The 15,020-nt window shown below is 65.8% G+C and carries 14 protein-coding genes; 7 read left to right on the plus strand and 7 right to left on the minus strand.

Annotated elements, in window-relative coordinates:
• From SO180_RS21190 to SO180_RS21205, 4 genes are all read left to right on the plus strand, one after another.
• The coding region (locus SO180_RS21190) for a penicillin-binding protein 1A (RefSeq protein ID WP_449380775.1) at nucleotides 1-1,746 on the plus strand (1,746 nt) is incomplete at its 5' end.
• A gap of 182 nt (nucleotides 1,747-1,928) precedes the next feature.
• Nucleotides 1,929-3,060, plus strand: a protein-coding gene (prfB, locus tag SO180_RS21195) for a peptide chain release factor 2 (protein WP_449380776.1) whose coding sequence is annotated in 2 segments (ribosomal slippage) — nucleotides 1,929-1,997 and nucleotides 1,999-3,060 — 1,131 coding nt in all. Because the reading frame shifts where the segments join, the coding sequence is not laid out codon by codon here.
• Between the two features lie 2 nt (nucleotides 3,061-3,062).
• On the plus strand, nucleotides 3,063-3,935 hold the full coding sequence (locus tag SO180_RS21200) for an NAD(P)-dependent oxidoreductase (protein WP_449380777.1): 873 nt from the start codon (nucleotides 3,063-3,065) through the stop codon (nucleotides 3,933-3,935).
• Between the two features lie 83 nt (nucleotides 3,936-4,018).
• Nucleotides 4,019-4,945: a DMT family transporter gene (locus tag SO180_RS21205; RefSeq protein WP_449380778.1), complete on the plus strand. Its 927-nt coding sequence runs from the start codon at nucleotides 4,019-4,021 to the stop codon at nucleotides 4,943-4,945.
• On the opposite strand, the gene SO180_RS21210 is transcribed toward SO180_RS21205, so the two are convergent.
• Genes SO180_RS21210 through SO180_RS21230 form a run of 5 tightly spaced genes read right to left on the minus strand, consistent with a single transcriptional unit; the run spans nucleotide 4,926 to nucleotide 10,418 of the window.
• The gene (locus SO180_RS21210; RefSeq protein ID WP_449380779.1) at nucleotides 4,926-6,170 is read right to left on the minus strand and encodes an O-antigen ligase family protein; all 1,245 of its coding nucleotides are present in this window, start codon (nucleotides 6,168-6,170) and stop codon (nucleotides 4,926-4,928) included. The two genes, SO180_RS21205 and SO180_RS21210, sit on opposite strands and share 20 nt — an antisense overlap.
• 9 nt (nucleotides 6,171-6,179) lie before the next feature.
• Entirely contained in the window at nucleotides 6,180-7,565 is a 1,386-nt protein-coding gene (locus SO180_RS21215; protein ID WP_449380780.1) for a glycosyltransferase family 4 protein, read from the minus strand.
• A complete protein-coding gene (locus SO180_RS21220) occupies nucleotides 7,562-8,302 on the minus strand; it encodes an ABC transporter ATP-binding protein (RefSeq protein ID WP_449380781.1) in 741 nt (246 codons plus the stop codon). The genes SO180_RS21215 and SO180_RS21220 overlap by 4 nt, the downstream gene beginning before the upstream one ends.
• Nucleotides 8,303-8,306: 4 nt before the next feature.
• A complete protein-coding gene (locus SO180_RS21225) occupies nucleotides 8,307-10,241 on the minus strand; it encodes a glycosyltransferase (protein ID WP_449380782.1) in 1,935 nt (644 codons plus the stop codon).
• Nucleotides 10,242-10,259: 18 nt separating this feature from the next.
• Nucleotides 10,260-10,418, minus strand: coding sequence for a hypothetical protein (locus SO180_RS21230; RefSeq protein ID WP_449380783.1), 159 nt, complete (start codon nucleotides 10,416-10,418; stop codon nucleotides 10,260-10,262).
• Nucleotides 10,419-10,547: 129 nt separating this feature from the next.
• Here SO180_RS21230 and SO180_RS21235 point away from each other — a divergent pair, with 129 nt between their 5' ends.
• Together SO180_RS21235 and SO180_RS21240 are read left to right on the plus strand one after the other, a co-directional pair.
• Entirely contained in the window at nucleotides 10,548-11,429 is an 882-nt protein-coding gene (locus SO180_RS21235; protein ID WP_449380784.1) for a DUF6502 family protein, read from the plus strand.
• Nucleotides 11,426-12,619, plus strand: a complete 1,194-nt coding sequence (locus SO180_RS21240; protein ID WP_449380785.1) for a DUF5666 domain-containing protein — start codon at nucleotides 11,426-11,428, stop codon at nucleotides 12,617-12,619. Before SO180_RS21235 ends, SO180_RS21240 begins: the two co-directional genes overlap by 4 nt.
• A gap of 55 nt (nucleotides 12,620-12,674) precedes the next feature.
• Here SO180_RS21240 and SO180_RS21245 read toward each other — a convergent pair whose 3' ends face one another.
• On the minus strand, nucleotides 12,675-14,030 hold the full coding sequence (locus tag SO180_RS21245; protein WP_449380786.1) for a M23 family metallopeptidase: 1,356 nt from the start codon (nucleotides 14,028-14,030) through the stop codon (nucleotides 12,675-12,677).
• A 111-nt stretch (nucleotides 14,031-14,141) separates the two neighbouring features.
• Nucleotides 14,142-14,825, minus strand: a complete 684-nt coding sequence (locus SO180_RS21250) for a peroxiredoxin (protein WP_449380840.1) — start codon at nucleotides 14,823-14,825, stop codon at nucleotides 14,142-14,144.
• Between SO180_RS21250 and SO180_RS21255 the strand changes: the two genes are divergently transcribed.
• Entirely contained in the window at nucleotides 14,794-14,997 is a 204-nt protein-coding gene (locus SO180_RS21255) for a hypothetical protein (protein WP_449380843.1), read from the plus strand. The two genes, SO180_RS21250 and SO180_RS21255, sit on opposite strands and share 32 nt — an antisense overlap.
• Nucleotides 14,998-15,020 lie beyond the last annotated feature (23 nt).

Below are 15,020 nucleotides of genomic sequence, written 5' to 3' on the forward strand. Positions count from 1 at the left end.
AAGGAGCCGCTGGTCGTCACCAACCGCTCCAACGGCGCCCACACCTTCGCCGGCGAATATTTCGCTGAGGAGGTTCGTCGCGACATCTTCGAGCGCTATGGCGAGAAGAAGCTCTACGAGGGCGGCCTCTCGGTGCGCACGACGCTCGATCCGAAGATCCAGGTCATGGCCCGTAAGACCATGGTCACGGGCCTCGTGAACTATGACGAGCAGCAGGGCTATCGCGGCGCGATCAGCAAGCTCGACATTTCCGGCGACTGGGGCGTCAAGCTTGCTGACATCAAGTCGCTGTCCGACATCTCGCCCTGGCGCATGGCGGTGGTGCTGGAGACCAGCGACCAGTCGGCGCGTCTTGGCTTCCAGCCCGCGCGCGAGCTCGGCGGTGCCGTCAGCAAGCAGCGCGAGACCGGCATCGTCACGCTCGACGGCGTGAGATGGGCGCGAGCGGCCTCGGGCGCCGCAAGGGGCAAGACGCCGACCGCGGTATCCCAGGTGCTCCAGCCGGGCGACGTGATCTATGCCGATCCGCTCTACACCAAGGAGGGGCAACCCGTCGAAGGCCAGTACCGGCTCCGCCAGATCCCCGAAGTGTCGGGCGCGATGGTGGTGATGGACCCCTGGACCGGCCGCGTGCTCGCGATGGTCGGCGGCTTCTCGTTCGACCAGAGCCAGTTCAACCGCGCTACGCAGGCCTATCGGCAGCCGGGCTCGTCCTTCAAACCGATCGTCTATTCGGCAGCGCTGGACAACGGCTATACGCCGTCGACCGTCGTGGTCGACGCGCCGATCGAAATCGATCAGGGGCAGGGCGGCGGCGTCTGGCGGCCGGAAAACTTCTCCAACGGCAAGTACCAGGGACCGGTGACACTGCGTAACGCGTTGCGGCAGTCGCTCAACACGGTGACGGTGCGGCTTGCGCAGGACATCGGCATGCCGCTGATCGGCGAATATGCGCGCCGCTTCGGCGTCTATGACGAACTGCCGAACTATCTCTCCTTTGCGCTCGGTGCCGGCGAGACGACGGCGATGCGCATGGTCACGGCCTATTCGATGATCGCCAATGGCGGCCGCCGCGTGAAACCGACCCTGATTGACCGCATCCAGGACCGCTACGGCCACACCATTTTCAAGCACGACCAGCGTGAATGCCGCGGCTGCGACGCGCCGGGCGGCTGGAAGAACCAGACCGAGCCGCAGCTCGTCGACCGCCGCGAGCAGGTGCTCGACGCCATGACGGCCTACCAGATCACCGAGTTGATGGAAGGCGTCGTCCAGGCCGGTACCGCGACAGTCGTCAAGGAAGTCGGCAAGCCGATCGCCGGCAAGACCGGCACGACCAACGAGGCCAAGGACGCCTGGTTCGTCGGCTACTCGCCGGACATCGCAGTCGGCATCTATATGGGCTACGACAAGCCGCGCCCGCTCGGTAAGGGCAACGCTGCGACAGGCGGCCATTTGGCGGCGCCGATCGCGCGTGATTTTCTCAAGCTCGCGCTGGCCGACAAGCCGGCAGTTCCGTTCAAGGTTCCGGCCGGTATCAAGCTGATCCGCGTCGTCGCCAAGACCGGCATGCGCGCAGGGCCGGGCGAGACCGGCGGCACGATCCTGGAAGCCTTCAAGCCTGGCACGGCGCCGCCGGATAACTACTCCGTTATCGGCGTTGCCGACGCCGACGGCCGCGGCACGCAGCAGGCGCCGCCCGATTCCGGCTTCTTCATGCGGCCGGGCACCGGCGGGTTGTACTAGGGTCCAGAGGGCTCAGGATAAAGCTGGCGATCCAAAGCTCCGGCGGTTGCGCTTTGCGGCCGCCGCCGCTACATCCCCTCCGCGATGAGATTGTCATCGCGCTTCAGGTTTTTGTTTGCGCATGATCTTTTCGGGAAACCGCTGCACACTTTCCCGGATCATACGCTAGACCAGAGAACGACATGCGCGCCGAAATCGAACGGTTGGTAGAAGAGATCAAGCAGTCAGTCGGGCTGCTGAGGAGGCATCTTTGACGTCGAGAAATCGACGGCGCGCCTCGCTGAGCTGAACAAGCTCGCTGAAGATCCCAATCTCTGGAACGATCCGCAGAAGGCCCAGAAGCTGATGCAGGAGCGCACCTCGCTGGAAGATGCGCTGTCCGGTATTGGCAAGGTCGAGCAGCAGCTCGAAGACGACATTGGCATGATCGAGCTCGGCGAGGCCGAGGGCGATGAGGGCGTGGTCGCGGAAGCCGAAGCGGCGCTGAAAGCCCTCAAGAAGGAAGTCGCACGGCGCGAACTCGAGGCGCTGCTCTCGGGCGAGGCCGATCGCTTCGATTCCTATCTCGAAGTCCATGCCGGTGCCGGCGGCACCGAGAGCCAGGACTGGGCGCAGATGTTGCTGCGCATGTACACGCGCTGGGCCGAGACCCACGGTTTCAAGGTCGAGTACCTCGAAGAGTCCGAGGGCGAAGAGGCCGGCATCAAGTCCGCGACCATCCAGATCTCCGGCCACAACGCCTATGGCTGGCTCAAGACCGAAGCCGGCGTGCATCGTCTGGTGCGGATCTCGCCGTTCGATTCCAATGCGCGGCGGCACACCTCGTTCTCGAGCGTGCAGGTATTTCCGGTCATCGACGACAGCATCAAGATCGACATCAAGGAATCCGACGTCCGCACAGACACCATGCGTTCGGGCGGCGCTGGCGGTCAGCACGTCAACAAGACCGAATCCGCGGTGCGGCTGACGCATATCCCGACAGGCGTCGCAGTGGTCTGCCAGGCCGGCCGCTCTCAGCACAAGAACCGCGCCCAGGCCTGGGACATGCTGCGCGCGCGCCTTTATGAGATCGAGCTGAAGAAGCGCGAGGAGAAGGCCGCGGCAGACCAGGCCGCCAAGACCGATATCGGCTGGGGCCACCAGATTCGCTCCTACGTGCTCCAGCCCTACCAGATGGTGAAGGATCTGCGCACGGGCGTGCAGACCTCGGACACGTCGGGCGTGCTCGGCGGCGATCTCGACGAGTTCATGGCCGCAACGCTCGCCCAGCGCGCCTTCGGCACCACGAGCGGCGAGATCGAGGACGTCGACTGATCATGCCCCGCGTCGCCTTCATCGGGATTGGGCGGATGGGCCACGGCATGGCCGGCCGCTACCTCGATGCCGGCTTCACCGTGTCGCTCTGGAATCGCAGCAAGGCCAAGGCGGAAGACCTGATTGCGCGCGGCGCGCGCTGGGCGACCTCGCCCGAAGACGCTGCGATCGATGCGGACGCCGTGGTGACCATGGTCGCCGACGATGAGGCTTCGCGCAGCGTGTGGCTTGGTCCCAACGGTGCCGCGAAGACGGCAAAGGCCGGCACGATCGCGATCGAGTGCTCCACGGTCTCCTATGATCACGCACGCGAGATGGCGCGCGAATTGAACGGGCGCGGGCTCATCTATATCGATTGCCCCGTGACCGGCCTGCCCGACGCGGCAGCGGCTGGAAAGCTGACGCTGCTGGTCGGCGCCGACAGCGCCGATCTCGAACGCGCCCGGCCGTTCCTCGAGCCGATCGGCTCGACCATCCGCCATTTTGGCGCGGTGGGATCGGGCACGGTCTACAAGCTCATCAACAACCTCATGGGTGCGATCCAGATTGCGGGCCTTGCCGAAGGTCTTGCGATCGCCGAACAGGCCGGGCTCGACATGAAGCTCGTGCTGGAGTCGATCCAGGCCGGTGTCGCTGCAAGCCCGCAGGTGCTGCGGCACTCCAAGCGCATGGTCGCGCGCGATTTCAGCGGCGCGACGTTCACATCGGCGCTGCGGCACAAGGATGCGGACTACGCGGTCAAGCTCGCCGAAAGCCTGCTCGCCGACAAGCCGCTGGTTGGCCGCGCGGCTGTGGACGCCTATGCGCGCGCAAAGGCCGTGATGCCCGACGATGACGAGGGCAGGATGATCGAGATCGTGTCGCGGCCGAAATAGGGCGCACGTCCCAATCGGAAATCGGGTGGCAATGGCTGTGGTTTCGCAGTAGGCGGTCCGTTCGATCGCCAAAGCGGGACACCATGATTGCCAAGGACAACCGGATCGACGCGCGAGACTGGTCGCTGCTCTCTGTGCTCTCGATCCTCTGGGGCGGCTCGTTCTTCTTCAATGGCGCGGCGTTGCGGGAACTGCCGCCTTTGACGCTCGTGTTCCTGCGGGTCGCGCTCGGCGCGGCCATTCTGATGCCGTTGCTGCGCGTCCAGAAGATCGGTTTTCCCAAGGGTGTTGCAGGCTGGCGGACGTTCTTCGCGATCGGACTGCTCAACAACGTCGTGCCGTTCTCGCTGATTGTGATCGGCCAGACCTTCATTCCAAGCGGACTGGCGTCGATCCTGAATGCCACCACGCCGCTGTTCACGGTGATCGTGATGGCGGTTGCGGGCGAAGAGATGTTGCAGACGCGGCGCGTGGCCGGCGTTGCCTTGGGGCTCGTCGGCGTCGTCATCCTGAGAGGCTGGAACGTCGAGTCGCAGACGGCGCATGGGGTTGGCATTCTGCTCTGCCTTGGTGGCGCCTTCAGCTATGGCCTTGCGGCGCTTGCAGCGAGACGATTGCTGAAGGATTCGCCGCCGCTCGGGACGGCGACCTTTCAACTGATGGCTTCGACCGTGATGATGGCGATCGTCGCCGGCGTGATCGAACAGCCGTGGCGACTTCCGATGCCGGATGTAGCGACCTGGCTCGCGGTGCTCGGCCTCGCGGCTCTGTCGACGGCTCTTGCCTATATCGTCTTCTTCCAGATCCTGCGACGTTCGGGCGCGACCAATGTCATGCTGGTGACGTTGCTCATTCCCGTGACTGCCATTCTTCTTGGCTGGCTCGCATTGGATGAGCCGGTCTCGATGCGCGAGATCGCGGGTGCGCTTGTCATCGGCAGTGCGCTGCTCGTGATCGACGGACGCGTGTCGGCGGTATGGCGGCGCCGATTCAGCGGCGTTCGTCCCTGAGCGTCATGCCGCCGGTCATCCCAACGCCGAGCACGTAGATCCAGCCTGCGTGAAAATCGAACAAATGCGAGTTCAGGAACGAGCTCGTCATGTTCTGCACGACGACGACGAGCCCGATCCAGGCTGCGAGGCCGCTGCCTGTGAATAGCGAGAGATGCACCAGCCACATCGCATAGAGCAGGACGACCCCGAGCAATCCCCATTGCATGGCGACGTTGAGGATCTGGTTGTGCGGATTGTTGACCACCTCGGCCTCGAGGCCGGTCTGCCCCACGGCGGCGCGCTCGAATTGCCGTTTGATCGAGCCGGTGCCGTGACCGAGGAGGGGCGCCTCTGCAAAGGCGGCGATCGCCTTGCGCCAATAGGTCAGCCGCTGTGCGGTGGAGGCGTGGCTGATGTCCTCGTGTCCGTGCTGGTATTCAACGGCAACATCGGCGATCCGCTGACGCAGATACGGCGACGTCGTCCAGGCGAGGAGGCTCGCCGCGACGGTGGCTGCCAGCAGCAGCATCGCTGCGCGCCGGCCCAGATGCCGCCAGGCGAACAAGGCGAGCAGCACGGGCATACAGAGCAGCGCAGTGCGGGCGGAAGCGACGAACAGCATGTTGGTGACGAACAGCAGGATCAGCGCCAGGCAGCCAGACGCGGCGGCCAGCCGCCGCTCGCGCCAGAACGTCAGCGCCGGCAACGCGAGCGCAAAGGCGCACAGCGTGAACTCCTGACTCTGGTCGATGTAATTCTTGACCGGTACTCCGGCTGATGCCGTCGCGGCGAGCTTCCACGCGGGGTGAAACAGCACGATCCAGGAGAAGACCGCGAGCACGGCGCACGAGGCAAGGAAGGCCATGAAGACCCACGCGCCACGCTCCGAGCGCTGGACGTGATAGAGCAGCGGCGGGATGATGATGAGCTTCGCGACCGGCTTGATCGCGTGCAGCCGGTCTGCCCAGGCAGCGTCCGACCAGAGCAGGCCGAGGAGCGCGAGGCCCAGAAATGCGAAGGGCAAGGCGAAGGCCGGTTGCCTCAGGCACCGCGCATAGTCCCGCCAATCGATGGTCGGCGTGAGGAAGAGCAGCCACAGCCCGACGAAGATCGCCGGCAGCGAGGTCGACCATGGTAGCGAGGCCGCGATCATCGCGGCGAGCAAGTCGGCACTGCACATCAGCCTTGCCGTGCTGCGCGAAGGCGCAAGCACGTCGCGCGCGTCGGTGGCTTCAACGGTCATGACGGTGGCCTACTGCGCGGCCATCAAGCTTTCGGCGGGCCGATACTGGCCGAGGAAATCGCGGGCCTGGGTCTCGTACCCGAAGCGCTCGGCAAGCGCACCGCGGTGGTCCCTGATGTCGCGGCGGCATTCCTCCTGTCGTGCGATGACGCGCGTGACGGAGGCGCGGATCGACTCGGCTGAGAACGGATCGAAATAATCGGCGAGTTCGCCTGCAACCTCACGGAACACCGCGATGTCGGAGCAAAGCACGGGCGTGTTCGCCGCGAGCGCCTCGATGATCGGCACGCCGAACCCTTCGGCGAAGCTCGGCATGATCAGGCCGTGGGCCTCGGCGATCAGGGTCGCCTTCTCATGCTCGTCGACATAGCCGGCGAAGCGGATGTTGGGCGGCAGGTTGCGCATCTGCGAGGCATGGCCGGCATAGCCGATCACGACGAGGTCGGCCTGCGGCATGTCGCGGAAGGCGCGGATCACGGTGGCGACGTTCTTGCGCGGCTCGTTGGAAACGATGACCACGAAGCTCGGCCGCCCCGGACGCCCCGTCGGGGCTGGCAGTTGCAGGACATCCGGGGCGTCGAACTGCGTGCGGGGGTAGACGACCCTCGCAGGCAGATGGGCGAATTGCGGCAACAGCTCCCTGAACCGCATCATGCTGTAGTTGGAGACGAAGGCGAGCTCGTCGGCCTGGCGCAAGCTCGTCAGCAGGCGCGACAGGAACAGGCGCGTTGCCACGTCGCTGAGCTTGAGATCGGTGAGCGGCAAGAGGTCGTGAACGACGCAGATCACCTTGGCGCCGGGCTTTCGCTTGATCGCCACGCGGGTCGGCGTGTCCACGAGGATGACGTCGTAGTCGCGGGCGTCGATCCGCGGCGGTGGCAGCAGGAAGAGCGCCGAGGAGTCCTGATAGCTGTAGAAGCCGGCTTCGAGCTGGAAGTCGCGGAACAGCTCGAGATGACGCAGATCCGGCGGAATATATTCGAGCGCCGCGGTCTTGTTCTCGATCAGCCGCGTGCTCATCCCGCGCAGGCCGATCGCCCGCAGAAAACAGAGGGCATATTCCCACGACGTCGCCATGTCGATCCGGTGCCGGATCCAACCGAGCAGACGACGGAGGCCACCGTGGCTGCGCATCATCGGCTCGCTCATGTTGACGGAGTCGAGGTAGCGGTACAGCGCCAGAAGCTCGATGTTGCGCGATTGCCGCGGAAACAGCCCGGTGCGCCGCTCGCGCCCGCGCAGCTTGCGATAGCGGCGCGTGGTCTCGACGAGGAGGGTCAGCTCGTGGCCATCGGCTTCGAGCGAGCGGATCAATTCGCGGCTGAAGTGGAAGATGCCGCGTTTGTGGTTGGGCTCGCCGAGCGCCTCGGAGACGACCAGAATGCTCTTCTTCATGCGCGTATCTCGCGGAGCTCGAATGGATGTGCGGCGGTCGGCTCGACGGCGATCGTCGAGGCAACGCGTCCGTGATCGAGGTTGATGATGGTGGAGCAGGTGCGACGCAGCAGCGGCTGGTCATGGGAGGCGATGATCACGATCGCGGCCTGGGATACCAGCTTGAGCAGCCGGGCCTGCGCCTTGGCCGAGAAATTCTCGTCGACGACGCTGAGCCATTCGTCGAGCAGCAGGATGTCGGCCGGGAATGCGGTCGCGGTCGCAAACAGCACGCGCATCAGCATGCCCGAGGAGAACATCCGCAGCGGCAGCCGCTGCATCCGCTCCTCGAGCTCGGTGAAGGCCCAGATCTCGTCGATGATGGCGCGGGTCGGCTTGCGGCCGGAGATCCGGAGCAGAAGCGCGATATTGTCCTCCGCCACGAAATCAAGATTGACGCCGGCATTGAGGCCGAGCAGCGGCACGATGTTGCCCTTGATCGCGACGGTGCCGCTGCTGGGTGGATAGACCCCGGCAATGAGGCGGAGCAGCGTCGATTTCCCCGAGCCGTTCGGTCCGGCAAGACCGATGCGCGCGCCAGCCTCGGCCTCGATCGTGATGTTGTCGACGGCGCGGATGATCCGCATCCCGCCTTCCTCGCGGATGAGATGGCCGAGCAGGCGGCGCTTGAGCGAGTGGTCGTAGGCGCCGTACAGGGGATAATCGAGACTGACGCTACGCAAGCTGATCGAGGCCATGACGCTAGATCCAGAAGGCCGCTTTGCGCAGGTGGACGAGGGTCAGCCAGCTCGCGACGGTGAGCCCGGCAAGGCACGCCAGCACATAGACGATGCTCAGAGTGTCGACATGCCCACCCACCAGAGGCTCGCGCCACACCGCGAACAGGTGGGTCAGCGGATTGAGCCGCATGATGGTCGAGCGATGATTGATCATCTCCGACGACCAGATCACGGGTGAGGACAGGAAGCCGAGCATCAGCGAGGATTCGATGATCGGCTTGAGGTCGCGATACCGTGTCGCCATGGCGCCGAGCACCAGGCTCAGTGCGAAGGTGCAGGCGATGAAGAGCAGAAGCCCCGGCAGGGCGGCGAGCGCGTGGGAGAGATCGCGCGGGGTCAGCACCAGCCACAGGATCAGCGGCACGCAGGCATTGTGGAGCGCGAACAGCGCCTGGCGGAAGGTGCATTGCAGGAGGAAGATCACCGGCGGCAATGCGCGGTCGCGGATCAGGCTCGCCGAGCCCTGTAGCGCCGTGGTGGCATCGAGCACGACGCTGTTGAGGAAGGTCCAGGCCGTCATCGACAGCGCGAGCATGGGCAGCCGCGCCAGCACCCCGGCGTTGGACATCTGGCCGATCACCGAGCCCAGCACCGCGACCACGATCGCCATCTGGAGCGACATCCAGAACGGTCCGAGCAGCGAGCGCACGTAGCGATGGCGCATGTCGGACCACGCCAGCGCGCCTGCGATCCGGATCACCTCGAGCCAGGCCGGAGTGGCGGACGAGGCGGCAGCGGAGCGGCTTATGCTCGCGGCCGACGCCTGAGCCAATGCCGTGCTGTACACCGTCTCCATGCCACTATTGAAGGCCATCGCGGAGTAGCGCGTCGCCGCGCGCGTCCGCGCGGCAAGGCCCATGCGGCGGCGGCGTTCGGGATCGCGAATCAGGGTGTCGATGGCTTCGCCAAGCGCTGCGGCGTCGCCGGGCGTCACGGTGATCGCCTCGATGCCGTCACGCGCCACATGCGGCACGGCCGTATCCAGCGCCGTGTTGACGACGGGCCGGCCTGCCGCCATCGCCTCGAGCTGGACGAGACCGAAGGTCTCGGCGTTGGTCACCGACGGCATCACGAACACGTCGGCGATGCACATCAGCTTGACGCGCTCGCAATCGGGCACGGAGCCGAGCAGGCGGACGCGTTCGCGAACGCCGAGCTCGTCGATCAGTTGCTCGAGCCGCGCGCGCTCGGCGCCTTCGCCGATGATCCAGACCTCGAAGTTGTGGTTTGCCGCAGCGCGGATCAGGACGTCGAAGCCCTTGTAGGGAACGAGCCGCCCGCAGCCGAGCACCAGCCGTCCGCGATCGTTGACGTGCTCCGGCTCGAGCCTTGGCCAGTCATATTTCGCGGTGTCGATGCCAAACGGCACGACGTGACACTTGGCAGCGAATTCCCGCAGCAGCGGCGTGGTGTCGACCAGCACGCGGTCGGAGACGATGATGGCGGCGGCCTGACGCAGGGTCCGGCGCATCAACGGTTCGATGAACCAGCGCAGACCGGCATGGGTGACGATGTCGGCATGCCAATGCACGACCAGCGGCCGCTTGCGAGCGAAGCCGAGCGCGAAGACGAGGTCGGCAAGCGGGAAGGGGGCGTGCAGTGCCAGCAGGTCGTGCTGCGCGATCTTGCGCCAGAGGCGCCACGGATAAGTCGGCGCGGCTGGCAGCGAGAGCACGTCGCCGAATGACTGCACGCGCTCCACGGCGACGTCGTTGACGACGATATTGCGGCGTTCTTCGGCGGACTTCGAGCAGACCAGCACGGCGGAGGTGAAGGCATCCTTCAGGCTCGCGCAGATGTCACGGATCACCGTGAGCGTGCCACCGAACAGGTCGGGATAGTAGACCTTGAAGATGTGAAGAACCGACGGGCGGGTGGGTTCGCTGACATGGGTCATGTTGCCGTCGTGCTCCGCTCAGCCGGCCAGGAGGGCGGCGACGAAGGGCACCGCGAGTGTCGAGATGAAGATCACGCCGCGCACGAGCGCAGGCAGCATCGGCTCGACCGCGCCAGGGCGGTGTCGGCCGAAAGGTGCGGAAATCTTGCTGGAATTGCAGACCGGGCGGTCAGGCATTGGGTCAACTTTCCCTTTCGCGTCGTGCCCTCAGTTGCGTCCGGTATATGTGGGAAAATTTACCACGTCAACAAGGCGCGCGAAAAAAGTGGGATTGTGTCCCACGCGGGGCGCCGTTACAATTCAGCCATGAATGCCAAGCCCGGGTCCAAGGCGGCGGATAGACCGGCTGCACCACAGCCGAACGCCGCGGCAAAGCTGCACGCGCCCCTGGCGCGGCTGCTGCGCCCATTGGTGCGCCTGTGCATCCGCAGCGGCATGACCTTTCCGGCGCTGGCGCAATTGCTCCGCGAGCTGTTCGTCAACGTGGCCGAGCACGATTTCGCGCTCGAAGGCAAAGAGCAGACCGACAGTCGCGTCAGCCTGCTCACCGGAATCCATCGCAAGGAGGTCGCGCGGCTGCGCGGCGCCGGCGCGCCCGTGCATGAGGCGCCGGCGGCGGTGTCGCTGACCAGCGCCGTGATCGCGCGCTGGCTGGCGGCGCCCGAATTCACCGATGCGAAGGGCGAGCCGCTGCCGCTGCCGCGCACGGCCGAAGGCGAGGCTCCCTCGTTTGAGCAGCTCGTCGCTTCCGTGACGAAAGACGTGCGGCCGCGCGCGGTGCTCGACGAATGGCTCGATCGCGGGCTCGTTACCATCAACGGCGATGACGCGATCGAGTTGGTCGAGGCTGCCTTCGTTCCCCGCGGTGAGGACGACAGCAAATGGCACTATCTCGGCCGCAACCTGCACGACCATATCGCCGCGGCGGCTGAAAACGTCTCAGGGCCTGCGCCGCGCTTCCTTGAACGCGCGGTGCATTACAACGGCCTATCGCCAAGACTTGCAAAACGGCTCGAGGCGCGCTCGCGCGAACTCGCGATGGAGGCGCTCAAGACCGCCAACCGCGAGGCAAATCGCTCGCTCGCCAAGGACAAGGGCGGCGATGCCCGCTGGAATTTCGGCATCTACATCTATTGCGAGGATGTCGAGGCGGAGAGCGACGGCACCGGCGAGGGCGGTCGCTCATGACCACGCCGCCGCGCATATCCCGCCGCCTGTTGCTGACGGGATTCTGGCTCGCCGGAACGGCTGCCGCCTGGGCACAAACCAAGCGCGGCAGCGACCAGGGAATTGGCGGCACTGGCATCAGGCGCGGTGATGATCAGGGCATCGGCGGCACCGGCATCGTCGGTGTGATCCAGCGCTTCGGCAGCATCTACGTCAATGGCGAGCGCGTCACTTACGCGGCCGACGTGCCGGTGCGGATCGACGGCGAGCCCGCGACGACCAAGAGCTTGCGCATCGGACAGCTCGCGCGCGTGGTTGCCGTCCGGCAGGCCGGTGGCACGCTGGCAACGCGCAGCATCATCATCGCCAGCGAGGTTGCGGGCCCGATTGAAGCAGTGAAGGGCAACGAGATCACCGTGCTCGGCCAGAAAGTGGTGGCGAGCGGCCAGGAGAGCTGGCGCCGCGTCGGCACCCATGTGGCGGTGTTCGGGCTGCGTCGCACCGACGGCACGATCGTCGCGAGCCTCGTCGAGCAGCGTCGCAACGCCACTGCAAGGGTTTCCGGCCTGCTCGAGCGAGGTCCCGACGGGCTGCATATCGGCGGCCTGCGGCTGAACGGTGCTGATGTCGCCCTGGTCGGCCAGCGCGTTCAGGTCGAGGGCAGCGCGAGCCAGGGCATGCTCCAGGTCGCGCACGCCAGGATCGACGATTTCTCGGATCTTGCCGGTGCGAGCCGGCTATCGATCGAGGCCTATGTGCAGCGGGCCGGCGCCAATCTGCAGCTTGGCTCTGGTCTCGTCGCCCACGACGGCTCGCGTTTTGCGCCGAGCGCAGGCGAGGCACGGGTGGTGCTGAACGGCGTGTTCGATCGCGGCCGCGGCTTGCAGGTCGAATCGGTGCAGGCCGTCACGCAGTTCCCGGGATCGTCGCTGCAGGGACCGGGCAGCCCGCCCGGCTCAGGCACCCATTCGCCGGGCGGCTCGATCCTGCATCCGGGAAGCGGCACGCCCGGTTCTCCGAGTGGCCAGCCTGGCGCGCCTGGCGGTGGACCCGCGCCTGGTTCGGGCCCGGGGCCGGCTCCCGGCTCCGGCCCATCGGGCCCGAACGGTCCGTCCGGTCCTGGCGGCCTTGGCTCACCTGGCGGTCCCGTGGGGCCCGGCGGTGGCGGCTTCGGTGGTCCGGGTGGCGGGATGGGTGGCGGCCGGCGCTAAACAAAAAAAGCGACGAGCATGTGCTCGTCGCTGAGAGACCGGTGTGTCTTCGCACCTAGCCCGCGCTGAGGCGCACGCCGGCGCGCAGGAATTTCTGCGGGTCGACCGCTTCGCCGTCGATGCGGGTTTCGTAGTGCAAATGCGGGCCGGTGGAGCGGCCGGTCGATCCGACCAATCCGACGACCTGGCCGATCTTCACGATCTCGCCGACTTTGACGTTGATCTCGGAGAGATGGCCGTAGCGGGTCGAGAGCCCGTTGCCGTGGTCGACCTCGATCATTCGGCCATAGCCACCCGACCATCCCGCCGACACCACCTTGCCGTTGGCGGTAACGCGGACGGGATCGCCGGTCGCGGCGCGGAAGTCGAGGCCGGTGTGCATCGCCGGCCGGCCAAGGAATGGATCGCTGCGCACGCCGAAGCCGGAGGTGAACTCGACCTCGCCGATGACGGGCTTGCGGTAGGGCACCAGCGCCAGCGTGCGGTTGAGCCGATCCACCTCGGCGCGCGTGACGTTGATACGATTAAGTTGCTTCTCGAACGGACCGGCATTCGCGGTCAATTTGACCGGTACAAAAGGGCCACCCATCGCGGTCCGCGGCACGGCGGCTTCGAGATCGGCGAGGTTCAGGCCGAGATCACTGACCACGCCGCGCATCCGGCGTGCGCGCGATTCCATGCCGTCCTCGACGGCGCTGAGCGCGGCGATCTGGCGTCTCTCGACCTGATCAAGCGATGTCTGCAAGCGCACCAGGACATTGTCAAAACCCTGAACCTTGGCGAACTGGCTCGGCTGTGGGTTGGCGATCACGGGTGTTCGCGATTCAAGCCGCGCCTCGCGATCCGGTGGCGCCACGAAAATCACGGTGTCGCTGATCGGCGAGGGCTTTGGCGTGCCCTGTGACGGGCTGGCCTCGCCGCGTTGCGGTGTCGCGCGCGGGATCGATCCGGTCACGTCGGGCATGGCGCCGAGCGCCGTTGCGCGGGACTCGAGCGCGGTCTGCCGCTTCATGATCTGGTCGAGCTTCTGGTCGAACTGCTCCTGGTCGAGCAGCTGCCGGCTCGTGGTGCGATCTACCTTGGCCCTGAGCTCGGCGATGCGGTCCTCATAGGCATATTGCATCTCGGCCTGGCGGGCGATCAGCCGCGTCAGCACGTCGTCGCGGAAGGCGAAATAGGTGGCGGTCGCCGCCGACCACAGCCCGAGCAGCACGATGGTCCCGACCACGATCCAGAACACCACGGGCCCGAGGCGGACCTGCTTGCCGTGATGCACGATGGTGTAGGCGTCGTCGGCGGCGGGAAGGGGGATCGCGGCCGCGGTGCTCACAGGACGGCGGTTGAAGGGCCGCCCGCGGTCGTGAGGGTGATGCTGGGAGTAGTGCGAGTATTGGGCAGAACTGTTCGACATCGGCACTCCCGCGCCGGTCGGAGAGGTTCCGGACGGCTCAATTGCCGCAGCAATCTGGGCCGTTCATGGTTAATTTTCCGGAAACGGGAATGCTCGAATTCGCGCAACTGGTTAAAGGGATGTTGCGGCCGCCAGCACATCCTCGGCGTGGCCGTCGACCCGGACGTTGCGCCAGATTCGCGCCACCTTGCCGTCGGCGCCGACCAGCACCGTGGTGCGAAGAATCCCCAGGAAGGTCCTGCCGTACATCGATTTTTCGCCCCAGGCGCCGTAGGCCTCCAGCATCTCATGCTGCTCATCCGAGATCAGGGGGACGGCTAGCTTGTGCTTGTCGCGGAACTTCTCCTGGGCCTTCGGTGGGTCGGCCGAGATGCCGAGCACGCTCGTGCCGGTCGCAGCGAAGGCATCCTTGAGCCGGGTGAAATCGATCGCCTCCCGGGTGCAACCCGGCGTGTCGGCGCGAGGATAGAAGAACAGGACCAGCTTGTTGCCGGCATAGTCGGCCAGCCTCACCGTGCCGCCGCCGTCGCGCGGCAGGCTGAAGGCAGGTGCCTTCTGGCCTTCGGACAGGGCACCCTTGGTGGGGGCGGCTGCCGATTCGGAAGATTTTAACCGTTTCGACGTGGCCTTGTGCGATGCTGCCACGATAGAGGTTTTGGTTGATTTGCGTGTTGCGGCCCGCTGCGTCGTCGCGGGCTTTGTTGTCGCCGTAGTCCGCGTTTGAGTCCGTTTTTTCCTTGGGGTTGGGCTGTCGGAGGCCGTCTTGGACGATTTCTTTCGCGTTTTCTTGGACATACGCCTTCCTTTCGACGCTTTCGGCGGGTCAACCAAAGCGGTATTGCAGATCTCGTCCGGCGCGCCGGAATCGCGCCCTCGGCTGGGCAAGTCTGTCGACGCCGGAGGATGGTTACAAGGAATTCCAAACACCACCCCACTGCTCGTTGAACGCGCGTTCGGGGCGACATGACGAACAGCAGGAACATCAAGGGA

It is taken from the genome of Bradyrhizobium sp. UFLA05-112 (assembly GCF_053572325.1).